Origin of the sequence: Aquipseudomonas ullengensis (assembly GCF_014174475.1) — a bacterium.
GTDB lineage: Bacteria > Pseudomonadota > Gammaproteobacteria > Pseudomonadales > Pseudomonadaceae > Aquipseudomonas > Aquipseudomonas ullengensis.
Genome location: NZ_JACJUD010000002.1, coordinates 230,746 through 248,223 on the forward strand (window position 1 = coordinate 230,746; position 17,478 = coordinate 248,223).

At 62.9% G+C, this 17,478-nt stretch carries 16 protein-coding genes; 5 read left to right on the forward strand and 11 right to left on the reverse strand.

The genetic code is table 11. The features are described 5' to 3' along the window. Window positions 1–23 precede the first annotated feature (23 nt). Window positions 24–389: a diacylglycerol kinase gene (locus H3H51_RS06510; protein WP_183088238.1), complete on the forward strand. Its 366-nt coding sequence runs from the start codon at window positions 24–26 to the stop codon at window positions 387–389. 117 nt (window positions 390–506) lie between these two features. On the opposite strand, the gene H3H51_RS06515 is transcribed toward H3H51_RS06510, so the two are convergent. From H3H51_RS06515 to H3H51_RS06545, 7 genes are all read right to left on the reverse strand, one after another. Continuing rightward, entirely contained in the window at window positions 507–1,838 is a 1,332-nt protein-coding gene (locus H3H51_RS06515; RefSeq protein ID WP_183088239.1) for a DUF58 domain-containing protein, read from the reverse strand. Between the two features lie 37 nt (window positions 1,839–1,875). After that, window positions 1,876–2,934, reverse strand: coding sequence for an AAA family ATPase (locus H3H51_RS06520; protein ID WP_183088240.1), 1,059 nt, complete (start codon window positions 2,932–2,934; stop codon window positions 1,876–1,878). After that, on the reverse strand, window positions 2,931–4,217 hold the full coding sequence (locus H3H51_RS06525) for a DUF4350 domain-containing protein (RefSeq protein WP_183088241.1): 1,287 nt from the start codon (window positions 4,215–4,217) through the stop codon (window positions 2,931–2,933). The genes H3H51_RS06520 and H3H51_RS06525 overlap by 4 nt, the downstream gene beginning before the upstream one ends. Continuing rightward, window positions 4,214–5,797, reverse strand: coding sequence for a DUF4129 domain-containing protein (locus H3H51_RS06530; RefSeq protein WP_183088242.1), 1,584 nt, complete (start codon window positions 5,795–5,797; stop codon window positions 4,214–4,216). Before H3H51_RS06530 ends, H3H51_RS06525 begins: the two co-directional genes overlap by 4 nt. Continuing rightward, window positions 5,784–6,764 (reverse strand): stage II sporulation protein M, encoded by a 981-nt coding sequence (locus H3H51_RS06535; protein WP_183088243.1) that lies wholly within the window; start codon window positions 6,762–6,764, stop codon window positions 5,784–5,786. Before H3H51_RS06535 ends, H3H51_RS06530 begins: the two co-directional genes overlap by 14 nt. Continuing rightward, the gene (locus tag H3H51_RS06540) at window positions 6,761–7,483 is read right to left on the reverse strand and encodes an RDD family protein (protein WP_183088244.1); all 723 of its coding nucleotides are present in this window, start codon (window positions 7,481–7,483) and stop codon (window positions 6,761–6,763) included. Before H3H51_RS06540 ends, H3H51_RS06535 begins: the two co-directional genes overlap by 4 nt. A 91-nt stretch (window positions 7,484–7,574) precedes the next feature. Further along, on the reverse strand, window positions 7,575–8,339 hold the full coding sequence (locus tag H3H51_RS06545; RefSeq protein WP_183088245.1) for a DUF975 family protein: 765 nt from the start codon (window positions 8,337–8,339) through the stop codon (window positions 7,575–7,577). Between the two features lie 157 nt (window positions 8,340–8,496). On the opposite strand from H3H51_RS06545, the gene sbcB reads away from it, so the two are divergent. Next, entirely contained in the window at window positions 8,497–9,930 is a 1,434-nt protein-coding gene (gene sbcB / locus H3H51_RS06550; RefSeq protein ID WP_328803630.1) for an exodeoxyribonuclease I, read from the forward strand. Window positions 9,931–9,997: 67 nt separating this feature from the next. Here the strand turns inward: sbcB and mvaT are convergent, their stop codons facing one another. Then, window positions 9,998–10,372: a histone-like nucleoid-structuring protein MvaT gene (gene mvaT, locus H3H51_RS06555; protein WP_183088247.1), complete on the reverse strand. Its 375-nt coding sequence runs from the start codon at window positions 10,370–10,372 to the stop codon at window positions 9,998–10,000. A 389-nt stretch (window positions 10,373–10,761) separates the two neighbouring features. On the opposite strand from mvaT, the gene purU reads away from it, so the two are divergent. Beyond that, window positions 10,762–11,613: a formyltetrahydrofolate deformylase gene (gene purU, locus H3H51_RS06560; protein WP_183088248.1), complete on the forward strand. Its 852-nt coding sequence runs from the start codon at window positions 10,762–10,764 to the stop codon at window positions 11,611–11,613. A 57-nt stretch (window positions 11,614–11,670) separates the two neighbouring features. Continuing rightward, window positions 11,671–11,880 carry a hypothetical protein gene (locus tag H3H51_RS06565; protein WP_183088249.1) on the forward strand — a complete coding sequence of 70 codons (210 nt, stop codon included), beginning with the start codon at window positions 11,671–11,673 and terminating at the stop codon, window positions 11,878–11,880. Here the strand turns inward: H3H51_RS06565 and H3H51_RS06570 are convergent, their stop codons facing one another. Further along, window positions 11,881–13,758 carry a methyl-accepting chemotaxis protein gene (locus H3H51_RS06570; protein ID WP_183088250.1) on the reverse strand — a complete coding sequence of 626 codons (1,878 nt, stop codon included), beginning with the start codon at window positions 13,756–13,758 and terminating at the stop codon, window positions 11,881–11,883. A 132-nt stretch (window positions 13,759–13,890) separates the two neighbouring features. Here H3H51_RS06570 and H3H51_RS06575 point away from each other — a divergent pair, with 132 nt between their 5' ends. Then, window positions 13,891–15,390: a helicase HerA-like domain-containing protein gene (locus H3H51_RS06575; RefSeq protein ID WP_183088251.1), complete on the forward strand. Its 1,500-nt coding sequence runs from the start codon at window positions 13,891–13,893 to the stop codon at window positions 15,388–15,390. A 65-nt stretch (window positions 15,391–15,455) separates the two neighbouring features. On the opposite strand, the gene H3H51_RS06580 is transcribed toward H3H51_RS06575, so the two are convergent. Both H3H51_RS06580 and H3H51_RS06585 read right to left on the reverse strand, forming a co-directional pair. Next, window positions 15,456–16,928, reverse strand: a complete 1,473-nt coding sequence (locus tag H3H51_RS06580) for an inorganic phosphate transporter (protein WP_183088252.1) — start codon at window positions 16,926–16,928, stop codon at window positions 15,456–15,458. Between the two features lie 109 nt (window positions 16,929–17,037). Next, window positions 17,038–17,232, reverse strand: a complete 195-nt coding sequence (locus H3H51_RS06585; RefSeq protein ID WP_183088253.1) for a hypothetical protein — start codon at window positions 17,230–17,232, stop codon at window positions 17,038–17,040. Between the last annotated feature and the right edge of the window lie 246 nt (window positions 17,233–17,478).

Consider the following 17,478-nt stretch of genomic DNA (forward strand, 5'->3'; position numbering starts at 1 on the left):
CACCCTAAGGATTGTTGTTAATCATGTCGCCATTCAAGGGCCAGACCGGCCTGAAACGTATCCTCAACGCCGCAGGCTATTCGTTGGACGGCCTGAGCGCCGCCTTCAAGGGCGAAGCCGCTTTCCGTCAACTGGTGCTGCTCAACGTGGTGTTGCTGCCGCTGGCCTTCTGGCTGAATGTCAGCCCGGTAGAGCGGGCGCTGATGGTCGCGGTGGGTTTGCTGTCGCTGATCGTCGAGCTGTTCAACTCGGCGGTGGAAGCGGCCATCGACCGTATTTCCCTGGACCGCCATCCGCTGTCGAAGAACGCCAAGGACATGGGCAGCGCCGCCCAGTTCGTCTCCCTGAGCCTGATCGCGCTGGTCTGGGGCATCATCCTGATCGGTTGATCGGTTGATCGGTTGATCGGTTGGACGTAGGTGCGGGCTCTGCTCGCGAAATCGATCCGTACAAGCGTTTCGCGAGCAGAGCTCGCTCCTACAGGCGTGGGTCGCTCTGCCTCTGCTTCAGAGCACGCCAGCCTTTTTCCAGGCCAGGTAGCGCCCCACCAGTTCCGGCCCCAGCTCGCCAGGGCGGGCATCCAGTACCGGCATGCCGTGGGCCAGCAGGCGCTCGTGCAGGCTGGCGCGTGCGTTCAGATAATCCACCGTGCCGCAGTAGCCCAGCGCCTGCTCGTAGTTCTGCACGGGCGCCTGGCGCAGACGGTCGAGCACTTCTTCGCGCAGGCTGGCGATCAGTACGCGGTGCTGGCGCCCCAGGCGCTTGATCGCCGTCAACAATTCCTCGTCATCCTCGTCGCGCAGGTTGGTGACCAGCACCACCAGGGCGCGTCGTTGCTGGCGTGCCAGCAAGGCGTTGATTGCTGCCGTGTAGTCGGCCGGGCGGTGGGTGCTGTCGAGGGCATAGACGGCATTCAGCAGGGTGCTGATGTGCGCCTGGCCTTTGACCGGAGCGACGTACTGGTCCTGGTTGCTGGCAAAGGTCGCCAGGCCCACGGCATCGCCTTGGCGCAAGGCGACGTAACTGAGCAGCAGGCACGCATTGAGGGCGTGGTCGAAGTGCGCCAGGTCGCCGTCATGGCTGCGCATGCGCCGGCCGCAGTCGAGCAGGAAGACAATCTGCTGGTCGCGCTCGTCCTGGTATTCGCGGGCAATCGGGGTGCGTTTGCGTGCGGTGGCTTTCCAGTCGATCTGCCGCAGCGTATCGCCGTCGCGGAATTCGCGCAGTTGATGGAATTCCAGACCCAGGCCGCGGCGCTGGCGCTGGCGTACACCGAGTTGGCTGAGCCAGTCGTCGACGGCCATCAGCTGGGCGCCATACAAGCGGGCGAAATCCGGGTAGACGCGGGTAGCGCTGGCCAGCTCCAGATAACGCCGGCCCTGCCACAGGCGCAGGGGGCTGGGCAGGCCGAACTCGCAACGGGCAAAGCTGAAGTGGCCGCGCTTGAGCGGGCGCACCCGGTAGCCGAACTCGGTCTGCTCGCCGGGGTGCAAGGTCACCTGCTGCGGCAGGAATTCGAAGTCCATGCCGTCGGGCACATGATCGAACAGGCTGGCCACCAGCGTCTGCTGGTAGTCGTGGTGCACGGTCAGGCGCACCTCGCTCCAGCGTCCGAGGGGCAGATTACCCGGCAGATGGCGTTCCAACCGTGGCGCGGGCAGGCGGCGCAGCCACAGGGCGTCGACCGCCGCCAGTACCGACAAAGCGAGCAGCAGCCCCCACCAGAGCGGTTGCAGGGTGGCTGGTAGCTTGACGCGCAGCAACGGCAAGGCGCCGAGCAGCATGGCCAGAACCAGCAGGCCGGCGAGCAGGCCGAGCAGCAGACGCGATGGTTTCATGCCGGACGCGGGCCTCGGGTAGCAGGGCGGGTGTCGATCACAGGCGCGGCGCCGGAGTCTGGTCGAGGAGTTGCTGCAGTACCTGGTCGACCGACAGGCCTTCGATATCCAGCTCCGGAGCCAGGCGTACGCGGTGACGCAGCACAGCCAGGGCGCAGGACTTGACGTCGTCCGGCAGGACGAAGTCGCCGCCGCGCAGCAAGGCACGGGCACGGCCGCCGCGTACCAGGGCGATCGAGGCGCGCGGCCCGGCGCCCATGGCCAGGCCCGGCCAGCTGCGGGTGGTGCGTGCCAGGCGCACGGCATAGTCGAGCACCTGGTCGTCGATCGGCAGTTCACTGGCGATCTTCTGCAGGGCCAGAACGTCCTTGGCCTGCAGCAGGGTGCGCAGCGGCGCTACTTCGAGCATGTCGGCCTTGGCCGAACGGGTTACCTGGCGCACCAGGTCCAGTTCTTCGCTGGCTTGCGGGTAATCCATGCGCAGCTTGAGCATGAAACGGTCGAGTTCGGCCTCCGGCAGCGGGTAGGTGCCTTCCTGCTCGATGGGGTTCTGCGTGGCCAGCACCAGGAAGGGTTGCGGCACGGCCAGGGGGCGCCCTTCGAGGGTCACCTGGCGCTCCTGCATGACTTCCAGCAGCGCCGCCTGGGTCTTGGCCGGGGCGCGGTTGATCTCGTCGGCGAGCAGCAGGTTGGTGAACACCGGGCCCTTGCGCAGCTTGAACTGCTCGGTCTGCAGGTCGTACACGGCGTGGCCGGTGACGTCGCTGGGCATCAGGTCCGGGGTGAACTGGATGCGCGAGAACTCGCCGCCGAAGCATCGCGCCAGGGCGCGTACCAGCAGGGTCTTGCCCAGGCCGGGAACGCCTTCGACCAGTACATGGCCGCCGGCGATCAGGGCTGTGAGCACGTCGTCGATAACCGCGGTCTGGCCGACCACGGCCTTCTGCAGTTCGGCGCGCAGGGCGCCCAGCATCTGGCTGGCGCGCTGGCGCTGACTGACCAGGGGCGCGACTGCAGCGGGTGCGGCCACCGGGGTTGCCGCTGGTAGTTCGGGGCTGGCGCTGCTGTCGGGTTGTTCCGGGGTCTCATCGCTCATATCGAATTCCTGAGGGTTTGCAGGTTGGTGACCTGGCGGGTGAAGTCGGCAGCGGACAGCCGTTGCGTGCCCTGGGGGCGCATGGCCTGGCTGATGGCGCTGGTGGGGATACGGGTGAGGCGGCCGAGAATTTGCCACTGCTCGGCCACGGGCAGGCGCTCGAAGCCGGGGTGGCGATGGCGCGCGCGGCGTTGGATATCGCGTTGCAGGTTGTGTAGCAGGTGGGCCTGGCCGACACGGCGCATGAGGAAGTCGGCGCTGCCGCGCAGGTGTTCTTCCAGTTGCCGGCGAGCGTGGCTGGGTGGCGCTTGCAGCGGCCCATGGCGCATGCCGACATGCCACAGCAGCAGGATGACCAGCAGCGCCAGGGCGGCGAGGGCGGCCGGGAAGTGGCGCAGCAACTGGCTGAACAGGTCGTCGCGCTCGCTGCTGTAGACCAGGGTGACGCTGCTGTCCTGGCTCAGGTACCAGAGCAGCCAGGCGTTGTCGTAGTCGGCGATGTTTTCGTTCTGCCAGATCCAGGCGTCGGTCAGCACGGTGATCAGGCCCTTGCCGTGATCCAGTTGCAGCATGTGCGTGCTGTCGCCGCTGTTGGCCCAGGCATGGGCGCGGTTCTGCGTGTCATACAGGTGGAATTCGGTGTCGAAGTCAATGTAGGCCGGCGCTTCTTCGTTTTCCAGGTAGAGCTTGGTCAGTTCCGGGTAGCGATCTGCCTCGGCCTGTTCTTCTGGATCATCGGTGGCGGGCTGTGCTTCGTCAGCAGATGGCGCATCTGCTTCCTCTGCGTCCTCGGCCTTGACTGCTTCGCTGCTGTTGTCCTCGTCGCTGGCCGCCTCGTCGCCGTTTTTACTGTCTTCGTCGAGTTCTTCGCTGAGTTGCTGGTGAATGCCCAGGCTGTTCAGCAGCAGGTCCTCACTCGTGCCTGCTTCCTCGTCCCAGATGCTCTCGGCGACGAACAGCAGGTGGCCACCCTGGGCGGCCCAGTCGAGTGCCTGGCGCGCCTGCCGTGGCGTCATGTTGTGGCGGCTACCAAGCAGCATCAGGGTGTGGCCGGCGGGGGGTAGGGTGGACAGTACCTGCAGGCCGTCTGCACGGCTGACGGTGATCTTCTGCAGGCGCAGGAAATGTTCGGCTGCCAGGTACTCATTGGCCCGGGCTTCCGGTGCGGCGCCGTGCTTGAGGGTTTCTTCGTAGGGCTGCAGTTTTCCGAGCACATACAGTCCCAGCCCGGCGAGTGCCAGGATGAGGGCGATAGCGAGGAGGATTCTGGCGCGCCGGGTCATGCCGCTGCTCCTTCACGGAACAGCCGCCGCCAGCCTTCGCAGAGCCCGCGGCGCAGCTGCTCGGGGGGCAGGCGGTGGCCATAGGCGAGGTTCTGCCAGTGGCGGGTCAGGATGCCGCTGAAACGGCTCAGCTCCTCCTGGTCGAGGCGCTGTACCAGTTGCAGCACTTCGCCCTCGGTGTGCGAGTTTTTCAGCGGCAGGCGGTAATCATGCAGCAGGCGGCTGAGTAGGCCGCGGTAGAGCAGGCCGAGGGCCTCGCGCGGCTGTTCGGTCCAGAGCCGCTCGGCCTCGCTGGCGATATCGTCGGGCAGGCTTTCCGGCGCCAGTTCCAGGCCGAACAGCTGGCTGGGCATTTCGCGTACTCGGCGCTGCGGCAGACCAAGCTGGCTGGCGAAGGTGCGCAGCCAGTCGCGATAGCGCCACAGCAGCAGGGCCACCAGGCAGGCCAGGGCCGCCCACAGAAGGACTTCGAAGATCAGTGCGACCACGTCCAGCTTCTTCCAGTACTCGCCGAGCTTGAACAGGGTTTCCAGCAGTTCGAGGAGCCCCTTGGCATCCTCCTTAGTCGGTTCCTCTGCTTTCTTCTCGTCACCGAAGCGCCAACGGGTCACGGTTTCGCGGTTCTCGAAGGGCGGCTGGTCCAGCAGCTTTTGAATGCCGTCATGGGCGGCCTTGCTGGTCAGCGGTTGCTGCTGCAGGCGCTCGGCGTCCGGACCCTGCGGGTCGTCGTAGGGCACCGGGCAACTGCTGACGCTGTCCGCCGCCATGGCCTGGGGAGCTGGCGCCAGGCTGAACAGGCCGAAGGCCAGCAGCAGGACATAGGCGCTGCCGGTCAGGCGCTGGCGCAGGCGGCGGAAGGCCAGCTCGATATCCCAGGCTTCCAGGGCGGTGCGGCGGTTGAGGTAGAGGGTGAAACCGCAGGCCACGTAGAGCGGCTCGGCGAGTACCAGTACTAGGGCGTAAAGCAGGTTGGACAGGTGTTCCAGCCACAGCCACTGGCCTTGCGCGGCATTCACCAGGCGCTGCCAGTCCCAGTTCAGTTCTATCTGCTGCGGCAGCATCAGGTAGAACAGGCTGGCGAGGCCGATCCACAGCAATCCTTCCAGATGCATGCCGATCACGGTCAGCCAAGTGGCGCCGCCGGCATAACGCTGGCCAAGCACCACCAGGCGCTTACCGCGGGCTTCGCCTTTCAGTCCCTCTAGCTGCAGTACCGGCAGATCGAAGCTGCGGGTCGGGCTGAAGCGTCGCCAGGTCAGGCTGGCCAGCAGCTGCGGTTTGAGCAAGCCGGGCAGGGCGCGCAGGGCCTGCTTGAGCGTCGGTGTATCGCCGAACAGGGCGTGGGAGAGGATGTACAGCGGCAGGCGTTCCCAGGCGGGTTTCAGCCACCAGAACAGCAGGGCGGCGAGGGTCGGGTGTTGCCACAGCAGCAGCGTGATCAGGGTGAACACCGGCAGCGTGACCAACGCCCAGCTGGCCATCAGCAAGCCGGCATGGCGCCGGGCGAGGAGGATGCCCAGGTCCATGGCTTCCCACACGCGGCGCGGGCGGATGGCGACGCTGGCGTCAGTCAGGCGCATGGCGGTTGCGTCCGGCAAAAACGAAGTAGGCGATCACCAGCAGCCACAGGCCGCCGCCGACCCAGTATTTGATGGTGGGCGTGGTGTAGGTCATGGAGGACCAGAAGGCTTCGATAAAGGCGGCGATGAGCAGGAACAGGATTACCCCGGCAACCAGTTGGATGGCGTGCCCGGCGGCCTGGCGCAGCGCTTCGCGGCGGCTCAGCCGGCCGGGGGCAAGCAGTGCCCAGCCTAGCTTGAGCCCGGCGGCCCCAGCGAAGGCGATGGCGGTCAGCTCGAAGGCGCCGTGGCCAATGACGAAGGACCAGAACGTCTCGCTGTAGCCCAGGCGAGTCAGGTGACCGGCTACGGCGCCGATCATCAGGCCGTTGAACAGCAGGAAGAACAGGCTGCCGAGACCAAACAGCAGGCCGCTGGCGAAGGTCTGAAAGCCGATGCCGATGTTGTTCATGATGTAGTAGCCGAACATCATCCAGTCGTCCCCGGAGTCACGCTCACTGAAGCGACCGATGCGCCGGGCGTCGGGGTCGTACATCTTTTCCATGTTCGATACCTGCGCGGGGTCGAGCAGGCTGTAGATCAGGTCGGGGAAGCGCCAGGTCAGCAGTCCCATCACGGCCAGGCTGCCGAAGAACAGCAGGCAGGCGCATAGCACCACGCGCCATTCGCAGCGAACCCGTTGGGCAAAGCCGGCAATCACGAAGCCGATGATCTGCGCGCCGAGGTGGCTGCGGTGGCGATAGAGCTGCTGGTGGCCACGCATGGCCAGTTGTTGCAGCTGGTCGATCAGGTGGCTGCTGTAGCCCCGTTCTTCGGCCAGGGCCAGGTGCTGGCAGAGGTGCCGGTAATCGGCGGCGAAAGCCTCGCAGGGCTTGCTCTCGGCCTTGCCTTTTTCCAGTTGGCCAAGCAGGCGCTCGAAGCGCTGCCAGTCGGTGTTGTGGAGTTGTTCGAAGAGGTGCTGTTTCATGCCGACCCCAACAGGCCGCGGGCAATGCTGTTGAGGCGCGCCTCGGCGTGCTCCGGCAGGCATTCCAGCGGTTCAGCGAGGATGGCCGCCAGTTCGGTACGGCGTGCGGACGACAATCCGCTCTGGCGCTCGGCAAAGCCAAGGATGGCGCGCTGGTCGGCCAGGGTCAGGGCGAAGGGGGCGCGTTCGGCGTCAGCGTCCGGCAGTGGCGGGCGCAGGCTTTCTTCATCGCGGTAGACCACCAGGGTGCCGGCGGCGAGATCGCCCAGGCGTTTGAAAGTCGTGTTGCTCAGGCAGCTGAGGGCGCCCAGGCAGTAGCCCATTGGCAGCATGTCGACGAAGCGCAACAGGTTGCGGGTCAGCGACGAACCCCAGCCGACTGGCGTGCCATCGTGATGGACGACGCGCAGGCCCATGGCTTTCTTGCCGGGGGTGCGGCCCTGGTAGAGCACTTCGAACAGGACCGGGTACCACCAGTTGACCAGGAAGAACAGGATGGTGCCCAGGCCCATGCCGAACTGACCGAGTACGGAAAGGACGATGAAGGCGACCAGCAGAATGGCGCCGCGCGCCAGCAGATCAAGGGCGAATGCCAGGGCGCGCACCACCAGGCCGGCGGGGCGCAGGGCCAGATCGATGCCTTCCGGGGTTTCCACCTGATAGCGGGTGTCCAGAAGCAACGGGCTGGCGTTCGATAAAACCTGTGGGGTTGGCGGCATCGGTCAACTGCGTCGAAATGAGCCTGATGCTAGCCAGCAGCAGGGCGCTAAAGCAATCGGGTCGCCGTAGCGACCCGAACATCAGGCTAACTCAGTTGGCCGGCGGCAGTACGCCGAAGATGGTGCGATAGAGCACGCCGACGCTGATCACGAACAGCGGCATGGTCCAGACCAGGCCGATGCCCAGCGGGATGATGCTCAGCGCCATGATCAGGCCCAGCGCGAGGAACAGGAAGAAGGCCTTGAACCAGTGTTGGCTGATGGCCTTGCGCGAGGTTTCCAGCGCTTGCCACGGCGACAGGCCGCGCTCGGCCACCAGCGGGATCGCCAGCAGGTAGGCCACGCCCAGGTATATGCCGGGGATGATCAGCAGCAGCGTGCCGACATAGATGAGCAGAGTCATCAGCAGCGCCGTCACCGCCAGCGGGACGAAGCGGCCGAGGGTGCTGAAGATATCGTTGAACGATACCGGCTGATCGGCGGCGCGGCGAATGCCGACCATGTTCAGGCCGGCCAGCAGTGGGTAAGTCAGGGCAGAGCCGATGATCGACACGGCGAACTGGCCAATGATCAGGTTGGTGGCACTGGTTTCGCCGAGAATACCGAGCGCGCCGAGAATGGCGCTGAGCACGGTGGTCACGATGATCATGGCGACGTAGAAGATGACGAAGCCACCGAAGATGATGCCCTTGGTGCCTTTGACCCGTTGCCAGGCTTCGCCGAGCAGGTCGCCGATGCGGTAGTCATAGCCACGGCTGAGGGCCTCGGCAATGCTCGGTACCTGGGTGTTGGCGGGCAACTCCTGCAGGTTGGCACTGGGGGCTGCGTAGGGGTTTGGCGCGGTGGATTCACTCATATACGACTGTCCTTGTTGATGGGGTGAAGTTCCAAGCCCGCATGCTATCGGCAGAGCGGGCCAGGCGGCAAGCAGCGCAGGCCGGGGGCGTGAGGCCACGCATGCTTTGCGGGGGTGGATGCTAGACTGGCGCAGCTTTCAACCTTGGGAAAACGCCGTGTCCTCGAGCATCTTCTGGTACGACTACGAAACCACCGGTATCAACCCGCGCTGTGATCGCCCCTTGCAGGTGGCCGGTATTCGTACCGATGAACAGCTCAATGAAATCGCCGAGCCGCTGAATATCTACTGCCGGCCGGCCGATGACATCCTGCCGCATCCGGCGGCCTGTCGAATCACCGGCATCACGGCCCAGGTACTGGAGCAGCAGGGGCTGAGCGAAGCAGAGTTCATGACCCGCGTGCATGCCGAGCTGGCGCAGCCGGGCACCTGTGGTGCGGGTTACAACAGCCTGCGTTTCGACGACGAAATGACGCGCTACAGCCTGTACCGCAACTTCTTCGATCCCTATGCCCGCGAGTGGCAGAGTGGCAACAGCCGCTGGGATCTGATCGACCTGATGCGCACCGCTTATGCGCTTCGCCCCGAAGGTATCGAGTGGCCACGTGACGAAGACGGGCGGGTGACACTCAAGCTGGAGCGGCTGACCCAGGCCAACGGCATCGACCATGGGCAGGCGCACGATGCGCTGTCCGATGTGCGCGCGACCATCGCCCTGGCTCGGTTGCTGCGCGAGCGTCAGCCGAAACTCTATGACTATCTGTTCCAGCTGCGCAGCAAGGCACAGGTAATGGAGCAGATTCGCCTGTTGCAGCCGCTGGTGCATGTCTCCGGGCGTTTTGCCGGAAGCCGGCATTACCTGGCGCTGGTGCTGCCGCTGGCCTGGCATCCGACCAATCGCAATGCGTTGATTGTCTGTGATCTGCAGGCAGATCCGCAGCCTCTGCTGGATCTGGATGCCGAAACCTTGCGCCAGCGCCTGTATACCCGGCGCGAGCAATTGGCCGAAGGGGAGCTGCCGGTGCCGCTCAAGTTGCTGCATATCAACCGTTGCCCGGTGGTGGCTCCACTCAAGGTGCTGCGTGAGCAGGATATCGCCCGCCTGCAACTGGATATGGGTGAGTGCGAGCGACGCGCCGGGCAGTTGCGTGATGCTAAATCGAGTTGGCAGAACAAGCTGGCGGATATTTATGCCAGTGAAGATTTCGAATCGGTGGATGATCCGGAGCAGCAGCTTTACTCCGGCTTCCTCGATTCGCGGGATCGGCGCCTGTGTGATCAAGTGCGCCAGGCCAGTGCCCAGCAATTGGCGGGAGGTAATTGGGCGTTCGCCGATGAGCGTTTGCCTGAGTTGTTATTCCGCTATCGGGCGCGCAACTTTCCGAGCTCTCTGGCTCCGGCTGAAGCCGAACGTTGGCAAAGTTTCTGTCAGGCGCGCCTGAGCGACGAGCACTATGGTGCTCCGAATACACTGGATAACTTCGAGGCGGCAATGACGCAAGAGTTAGCCGTGGCGACTGAGGCGCAGCGTGCGGTATTGCTGGGCTGGCAGGAGTATGCGAACAAATTGCGCGAGCGCTACAGCGGCTGAAATGCAGGGTGTCACGGGAAATAAAAATGCCGGCATAAGCCGGCATTTTTATTGATCGTGTTGTGGATTAGCCCAGCAGCGTGGCCCAACCTTCAACGACAGCAGCGCCCCACTTGGCTTTCCACTCTTTCAGAGTCTTGTGGTTGCCGCCTTTGGTTTCGATCACTTCACCGGTGTTCGGGTTCTTGTATTGCTTGACCTTGCGTGCGCGCTTGGCGCCAGTGGCTTTGGCAGTGCGCGGAGTTTTGCTGGTTTTGGAGTCCGGATCGAGCAGGGCGATGATGTCGCGCAGGGACTTCTGGTATTCGCCCATCAGGGTGCGCAGTTTGCCTTCGAATTCCAGCTCTTTCTTCAGCTTGTCATCTTGCGAAAGATTTTTCAGGCGCTCTTGAAGTTCTTTGATGGCTTCTTCAGTGGCGCGGTATTCGTTGATCAGGGACATGTGGGCTCTACCTTAAATTAGCGGGCGGGTGGCGATGGGTAAGTGGAATCAATAATAGACAGGCGTTGGCGTCAAGTAAATATGCTTGAAAAGTTTTGCAGAGATTATCTTTTGCGCTCTATTGGGCCTGTATTCACGCAAACTAATTGATCGTGTCATTTGGCCTGCATGGAATACCCGCTGCGCCAATTCATCCGAACGACATGCAGATTTAACAAACTGCTCGGCAGTTATTGGTGGCCACTTTTCAGGCATAACCGGCGAACTGTTGCGCAGTTGCTGCGGTGTGCAATTCTCCGCGCGTGCATGGCTTGGGCTGCCGTCGTTACTGAAGTTTTGCGCCGCAGTGGCTAGAATGGCGGCCTTGCGAAGTTTTCGGAGTTTTCAGCATGCGCACTTTTCGGTTGGTCATTGCCTGTCCTGACCGGGTTGGCATCGTGGCCAAAGTCAGTAATTTTCTCGCCACTTACAATGGCTGGATCACTGAGGCCAGTCATCACTCGGATAACCAGAGTGGCTGGTTCTTCATGCGCCACGAAATTCGCGCCGATTCGCTGCCCTTCGATCTGCAAGGGTTTCACCAGGCGTTTGCACCGATTGCCCGTGAGTTCTCCATGGAGTGGCGGGTCACTGACTCGGCGCAGAAGAAACGCGTGGTGCTGATGGCCAGTCGCGAGTCGCATTGCCTGGCAGATCTGTTGCACCGCTGGCACAGCGATGAGCTGGATTGCGATATCCCCTGCGTCATTTCCAACCACGACGACCTGCGTAGCATGGTCGAGTGGCACGGCATTCCATTCCACCATGTGCCAGTCAACCCGCAGGACAAGGCGCCGGCGTTCGCCAAAGTGGCGCAATTGGTCGACGAGTGTGAGGCGGACGCAGTGGTGCTGGCGCGCTACATGCAGATCCTGCCGCCGCAGCTGTGCGAGAAATTCGCCGGGCGGGTGATCAACATCCACCACAGCTTCCTGCCATCCTTCGTCGGCGCCAAGCCTTACCACCAGGCGTCGCTGCGGGGGGTCAAGCTGATTGGCGCGACCTGCCACTACGTCACCGAGGAGCTGGACGCCGGGCCGATCATCGAGCAGGACGTGGTGCGGGTCACCCATCGCGACAGCATCGAGACGATGGTGCGCCTGGGCAAGGACGTAGAGAAGATGGTGTTGGCCCGAGGCCTGCGCTATCACCTGGAAGACCGCGTGCTGGTGCACGACAACAAGACAGTCGTGTTCGACTGAGTTTGCGGGCGCGTCGAGCGTTCGCTTCCGTTCCAAGTGCAGACCTGGAGCCTGATCATGAGCGATCCGCTAAAACGCGCCACGGCCAGCCCACCGCCCACCCTGGGCGAGGGATGCCTCAGTCGTTACGATCCAGAAGCGCTGCAGCCCGAGGATGGTACCGAATTTTCAGGTGCCGCTGAGCTCTGGGAGCAGTTGCAGCAGGAGCAGGGCGCTCCTGTAGAGGTAGGCAAGGCGCAGGTTGAACCCGCGCCCAAGCCCAAATAGTCAGATGCGGAAGCTATCGACCAGTTGCTTCAGGCGTGCAGCCTGTTGCTCCAGGTCGCCGCAGGCACGCAAGGTGGCCTGCAGGTTTTCCACGCCTTCCTGGTTGAGGGTGTTGATCTCGGTGATGTCCATGTTCAGGGCTTCGACAACCGAGGTTTGTTCTTCCGTGGCGGTCGCTACCGACTGGTTCATCCCGTCGATTTCGCCAATGCGCTGGGTCACGCTGCCCAGGCGTTCACCGGCCTGGTTGGCGATGGACACACTTTCCTCGCTGTAGCGCTGGCTTTCGGTCATGGTGCTGACCGATTCGCGGGCATCGACCTGCAACTCCTCGATCATCTTCTGGATTTCCTGCGCCGACTCCTGAGTGCGGTGCGCCAGGTTGCGTACTTCGTCGGCGACCACGGCAAAGCCGCGACCTGCCTCGCCGGCGCGGGCGGCCTCGATGGCGGCGTTGAGTGCGAGAAGGTTGGTCTGTTCGGAGATGCTTTTGATCACTTCGAGGATCTGGCCGATGTTCACCGTCTTGCTGTTGAGCGCTTCGATATTGGTACTCGAGGCGCTGATCTTGCTCGACAGGTCGTTCATCGCCCGGATGGTTTTCTGCAGCACCTGGCTGCCTTCTTCGGCCAGGTGGCGGGCATCCGAGGCCTGGTGCGAGGCGTCGGCAGCGTTGCGGGCGATTTCCTGGGCTGCAGCGCCCAGCTCATTGATCGCGGCGGCCACGCTGTTGGTGCGGTTGGCCTGCTCGTCCGAGTTGACCATGGACGAGTTGGAGGCATTGACCACCAGCTTGGCCACTTCGTTGACCTGTTGGGTGGCCGAGGATACTTCGCGGATCGAGCTGTGGATGCGCTCGACGAACTGGTTGAACGAGCCCGCCATCTCGCCGAACTCGTCGTGGTTCTGGATCGGCAGGCGTTTGGTCAGGTCGCCTTCGCCCTGGGCGATATCACGCATGGCCTTGCCCATCATCAGCAGCGGCTGCATCAGCACGCGGATCAGCATGCTGAGCAGCAGCATGATGATGACCACGGCAATGACCGTGGCGATGATGGCTGATGTGCGGAACTCAGTGAGCGTGGAGTAGGCCTTCCCCTTATCGATGGACAGGCCGATGTACCAGTTCACCGATGGCAGGCCTTTGACCTGGGTAAAGGTGAGGATGCGCGGTACGTCATCCAGTACGACTTCGGAGAAGCCGCTGCTGACGGTCGGCGTGTTCTCCGGGTAGACGTCCTTGAGGGTTTTCATCACCAGGTCCTTGTTCGGGTGAACGAGGATCTTGCCGTCCGAGCTGACCAGGAAGGCATAGCCCATGCCGTCGAAGTCCAGGGAGTTGATGATCTGCACCAGGGTGGCGAGGCTGAGGTCGCCGCCGACCACGCCGGATTGGCCCGAAGGGGTGGCGATGGTGATGATCAGCTCACCACTGGCCGCGTCGACATAGGGTTCGGTGAGGGTTGAGCCGCCGGCGCTCATGGCGTCCTTGTACCAGGGGCGGGTGCGCGCGTCGTAGTCCGCCGGCATGGCTTCTTCCGGGCGCATGGTGAAGCTGCCGTCCGCCGAGCCGAGGTAGGTGAAGACGAAGGTCGAGGCCAGGACTTTCTGCTCGAGCAGGCTGACCAGGATTTCCGGCGTGGTGTCCGGGTGGATCGACTGGGAGACGTTTTCCACCAGCAGGATGCGTCCTGACAGCCAGTTCGAGATGTTGCTCGCGGTCACTGCACCGATGCTGGTGAGTTCATCCTCGATATCGGCCTTGATCGAATTGCGTTGCAGGTAGTCGTTGTACAGGCTGAACAGCGAGAAGGCGACGATCACCACCAGGGAGGCGGCAATCAGAATCTTGTGGCTGAACTTCAGGTTCTGGGTCATGGTCACTTGCGTCCGGTAATTTCTGGCAGCAGTCTGGTTTCTGTCGCAAGGCGCGCAGAAGCTGGCAACTGTGTGCTAACACAACCTATAACGACATAAGTGCAGTAAAGCTTTAGCGCGAGGGATGGCAAGATGCCTGCAAATGATTCATTTATTCTCGGCAGCGACCCGCAAGGGCAGCCAATCAGTCAGGCGCTACGCCTGACCAACCGCCACGGTCTGGTGGCGGGCGCGACCGGCACCGGTAAAACGGTGACCCTGCAACGGCTTGCCGAGATGTTCAGTGATGCCGGTGTGGCGGTTTTTGCCGCCGATATCAAAGGCGACCTGTGCGGCCTTGGCGCGGCAGGCAACCCGCAAGGCAAGGTGGCCGAGCGGATTGCCGGCATGTCCTGGCTCAACCACAGCCCGCAGGCTTATCCGGTCACCCTCTGGGATGTCGCGGGCAAGACCGGGCATCCGCTGCGCACCACCTTGAGCGAAATGGGCCCGCTGCTGCTGGCCAACCTGCTGGAGCTGAGCGACAGCCAGCAAGCGGCGCTGTATGCCGCCTTCCAGGTGGCCGATCGCGAAGGCCTGCTGCTGCTCGACCTGAAAGACCTCAAGGCGCTGCTCAATCACCTCAAGGACCATCCCGAGATGCTCGGCGAGGATCGTGCCTTGTTCGCCGGTGCCTCGGCGCAGGCCTTGCTACGTCGCCTGGCGACGCTTGAGCAGCAGGGCGCCGAAGCATTGTTCGGCGAGCCGGCCTTGCAGCTGGAAGACATTCTTCATCCTGATCGCGATGGACGTGGGCGCATTCACCTGCTTGATGCCAGTCGCCTGGTGCATGAAGCGCCCAAGGTCTACGCGACCTTCCTGCTGTGGCTGCTGGCCGAACTGTTCGAGCAGTTGCCGGAGCGCGGCGATGCCGACAAGCCGGTGCTGGCGCTGTTCTTCGATGAGGCGCACCTGCTGTTTGCCGATACGCCCAAGGCGCTGCAGGAACGCCTGGAACAGGTGGTGCGGCTGATTCGCTCGAAGGGCGTCGGCGTTTATTTCGTCACCCAGTCTCCTGGCGACCTGCCGGACGACATCCTTGCCCAGCTGGGGCTGCGCATTCAGCACGGCTTGCGTGCGTTCACCGCCAAGGAGCAGAAATCCCTGCGCGCGGTGGCCGATGGCTTTCGGCCTAACCCGGCTTTCGATTGCCTTAACGTGCTGACCGAGCTGGGTATCGGCGAGGCGCTGGTCGGCACCCTGGAAGAGAAGGGCACGCCAGCGATGGTGCAGCGTGTGGCGATTGCCCCGCCGCAGTCGCGTATCGGGCCGCTGAGCGAGGCTGAGCGAGCGCAGCTGTTGCGCGGCTCGCCCCAGGCTGGACGCTATGACAAACCGGTTGATCGGGAGTCGGCCTACGAGTTGCTGATGGCGCGCAAGGCCCCCCCTGTTGCTGAAACTACGACTGAGAAGACGTCGGCCGGCAACAAGGGTGGTGACGACCCAGGCTTTGGCGGTGCGGCCGGTGAGCTGTTGGGCACGCTGGCTAGCCAGGTGATGAAAACGGCAGTGCGTCAGGCTGCCAACCAGATTGGTCGGCAGTTGGTGCGTGGCTTGATGGGCTCGTTGCTGGGTAGCAGCAAGCGCCGTTAAGTCAGGGTGAGAAATGAAAAAGGCGCCCGTAGGCGCCTTTTTCTTTGCATGGGTCTATTTGCTCATCAGTTGAACAGGTAGGAGCCCAGGCAGAACAGGCCGGCGGCGAGCGCCATCGAGGTGGGCAGGGTCAGTACCCAGGCCATCAGGATGTTGCTCACGGTGCTGCCTTGCAGGCCGCTCTTGTTCGCCACCATGGTCCCGGCGACACCGGATGAGAGCACGTGAGTGGTCGAAACCGGCAGGCTATAGATGTTGGCCAGGCCGATGGCGCAGGCCGCAGTTATCTGCGCGCTCATGCCTTGGGCGTAGGTCATGCCCTGCTTGCCAATCTTCTCGCCGACGGTCTGCACCACGCGTTTCCAGCCGACCATGGTGCCGATACCCAGCGCCAGGGCAACCGCCAGGATGACCCAGAACGGTGCGTATTCGGTGGTGGCGGTGAGGTCTTTACGCAGCTTGTCGAGGTCGGCTTTTTCGCGTGCTGGCAGGTTATCCAGCTTGCTGACCTTCTTCGCCGAATCATCCAGGCAGAGCAGGTAGCGACGGATATCGATGCGCTTCTCTTCGCTCAGGCTGTGGTAGTCCTTGACCCCTTCCAGGTTGCCGAGCAGGGCGGCGATGGTCGGCTCGGTCAGCTTCGGATCGCAGCGGAACTGCTTGGGCAGCTCGGTGTTGCCAGGCTTGCCGAGTGCCAGGTACTCGGTCAGGGTCGGCGCATTGCGCTGATAGAAGTCGCTCAGGTGAATGGCGGCATCGCGGGTGCGGTCGATCTGATAGGTGGTGCTGCCCAGGTCCAGAACGAACTTGGCCGGCACAATACCGATCAGCACCAGCATGATCAGGCCGATACCTTTCTGCCCGTCGTTGGAGCCGTGTACGAAGCTCACTGCCATGGCGGAGAGGATCAGTACCAGGCGATTCCAGAACGGCGGCTTGTTCTTGCCCTTGGTCTCTTTGCGGCTTTCCGGCGTGCTGTGCACCTTGGGCGTCGGCATCCAGCGCTTGAGCGCAAGCAGCAATATGGCCGCGACGATGAAGCCGGCAATCGGCGACAGCACCAGGGAAATACCGATGTCGATCGCTTTCTGCCAGTTCACCCCATCGCTCAGCGAGATATCGGTGAGCAGGGCGTTGGCCAGGCCGACGCCGAGAATCGAACCGATCAGGGTGTGCGAGCTGGAGGCCGGGATGCCGAAGTACCAGGTGCCGAGGTTCCAGGTAATGGCGGCAGCCAGCAACGAGAACACCATGATCAGCCCGTGGGCGGTGTTGACGTTGATCAGCAGCTCCACCGGCAGCAGGTGGACGATGGCATAGGCCACACCGACGCCACCGAGCAGCACGCCGAGGAAGTTGAAGATCCCGGAGAGAATCACTGCCAGATGGGGCGGCATGGCCTTGGTGTAAATCACCGTCGCCACGGCGTTGGCCGTGTCGTGGAAGCCATTGATGAATTCGAAGGTGAGGACGAATGCCAGGGCGAGCACCAGGCTCAGCACCAGCCAGGCATCAAGCCCGCTGAATAGTTCGAACATGAAGGTAGGATGACAGGCTCGTGAAGGGGGGGCGATTATGCCAGATATGGCCCCTGAGCCAACCTCTTATCTGCCGGCTGGTTGTGTCGAGCCGTTGCCCCAGCTGGCCTCAGTCCGCTTCCTTGGCCCGCTCAATCTTCTGTATTTCTTGCTGGAATGCCTGGTCCAGAAGGCTGGCTTTCTTGCGCCAGGGGCGGCGCTCGGGGTCTGGCTGGGCGGCGTAGGTCAGCACTTCGCCGCCATATACATCCTTGTAACGTTGCGCCTGACGCTCCAGTTCGGCGCGCAGTTCGTCTTTCGTCACGTATTCACCTGAGAGGGGAGTGGGGTGTGCAGCTAGTGCTGCAGATTGGCCAACTTGCGATCGAAGCAAGTAACGCGGCCGCGATTATAACGAGCAAAACTATCTTTTCCAGATATTACAAAAAGACTTTATATCCTGCTCGATACACTTCTGAGCGTGTGAGCACTGATTTGGTTCAGTGGAAAGTTGAGTGCGTGGACAGTTAATTGCCCTTTTGGTGCCCATGCGTAGCGCGAGTCTTGGCTG

What these genes read in the sequence shown, in the direction of transcription:
- H3H51_RS06570 (WP_183088250.1), bottom strand. Translation starts at nt 13,758, where the DNA reads ATGACCCAGAACCTGAAGTTCAGCCACAAGATTCTGATTGCCGCCTCC.
- H3H51_RS06575 (WP_183088251.1), top strand. Translation starts at nt 13,891, where the DNA reads ATGCCTGCAAATGATTCATTTATTCTCGGCAGCGACCCGCAAGGGCAG.
- H3H51_RS06520 (WP_183088240.1), bottom strand. Translation starts at nt 2,934, where the DNA reads ATGAGCGATGAGACCCCGGAACAACCCGACAGCAGCGCCAGCCCCGAA.
- H3H51_RS06530 (WP_183088242.1), bottom strand. Translation starts at nt 5,797, where the DNA reads ATGCGCCTGACTGACGCCAGCGTCGCCATCCGCCCGCGCCGCGTGTGG.
- H3H51_RS06545 (WP_183088245.1), bottom strand. Translation starts at nt 8,339, where the DNA reads ATGAGTGAATCCACCGCGCCAAACCCCTACGCAGCCCCCAGTGCCAAC.
- H3H51_RS06565 (WP_183088249.1), top strand. Translation starts at nt 11,671, where the DNA reads ATGAGCGATCCGCTAAAACGCGCCACGGCCAGCCCACCGCCCACCCTG.
- H3H51_RS06540 (WP_183088244.1), bottom strand. Translation starts at nt 7,483, where the DNA reads ATGCCGCCAACCCCACAGGTTTTATCGAACGCCAGCCCGTTGCTTCTG.
- mvaT (WP_183088247.1), bottom strand. Translation starts at nt 10,372, where the DNA reads ATGTCCCTGATCAACGAATACCGCGCCACTGAAGAAGCCATCAAAGAA.
- H3H51_RS06510 (WP_183088238.1), top strand. Translation starts at nt 24, where the DNA reads ATGTCGCCATTCAAGGGCCAGACCGGCCTGAAACGTATCCTCAACGCC.
- H3H51_RS06525 (WP_183088241.1), bottom strand. Translation starts at nt 4,217, where the DNA reads ATGACCCGGCGCGCCAGAATCCTCCTCGCTATCGCCCTCATCCTGGCA.
- purU (WP_183088248.1), top strand. Translation starts at nt 10,762, where the DNA reads ATGCGCACTTTTCGGTTGGTCATTGCCTGTCCTGACCGGGTTGGCATC.
- H3H51_RS06515 (WP_183088239.1), bottom strand. Translation starts at nt 1,838, where the DNA reads ATGAAACCATCGCGTCTGCTGCTCGGCCTGCTCGCCGGCCTGCTGGTT.
- H3H51_RS06535 (WP_183088243.1), bottom strand. Translation starts at nt 6,764, where the DNA reads ATGAAACAGCACCTCTTCGAACAACTCCACAACACCGACTGGCAGCGC.
- H3H51_RS06580 (WP_183088252.1), bottom strand. Translation starts at nt 16,928, where the DNA reads ATGTTCGAACTATTCAGCGGGCTTGATGCCTGGCTGGTGCTGAGCCTG.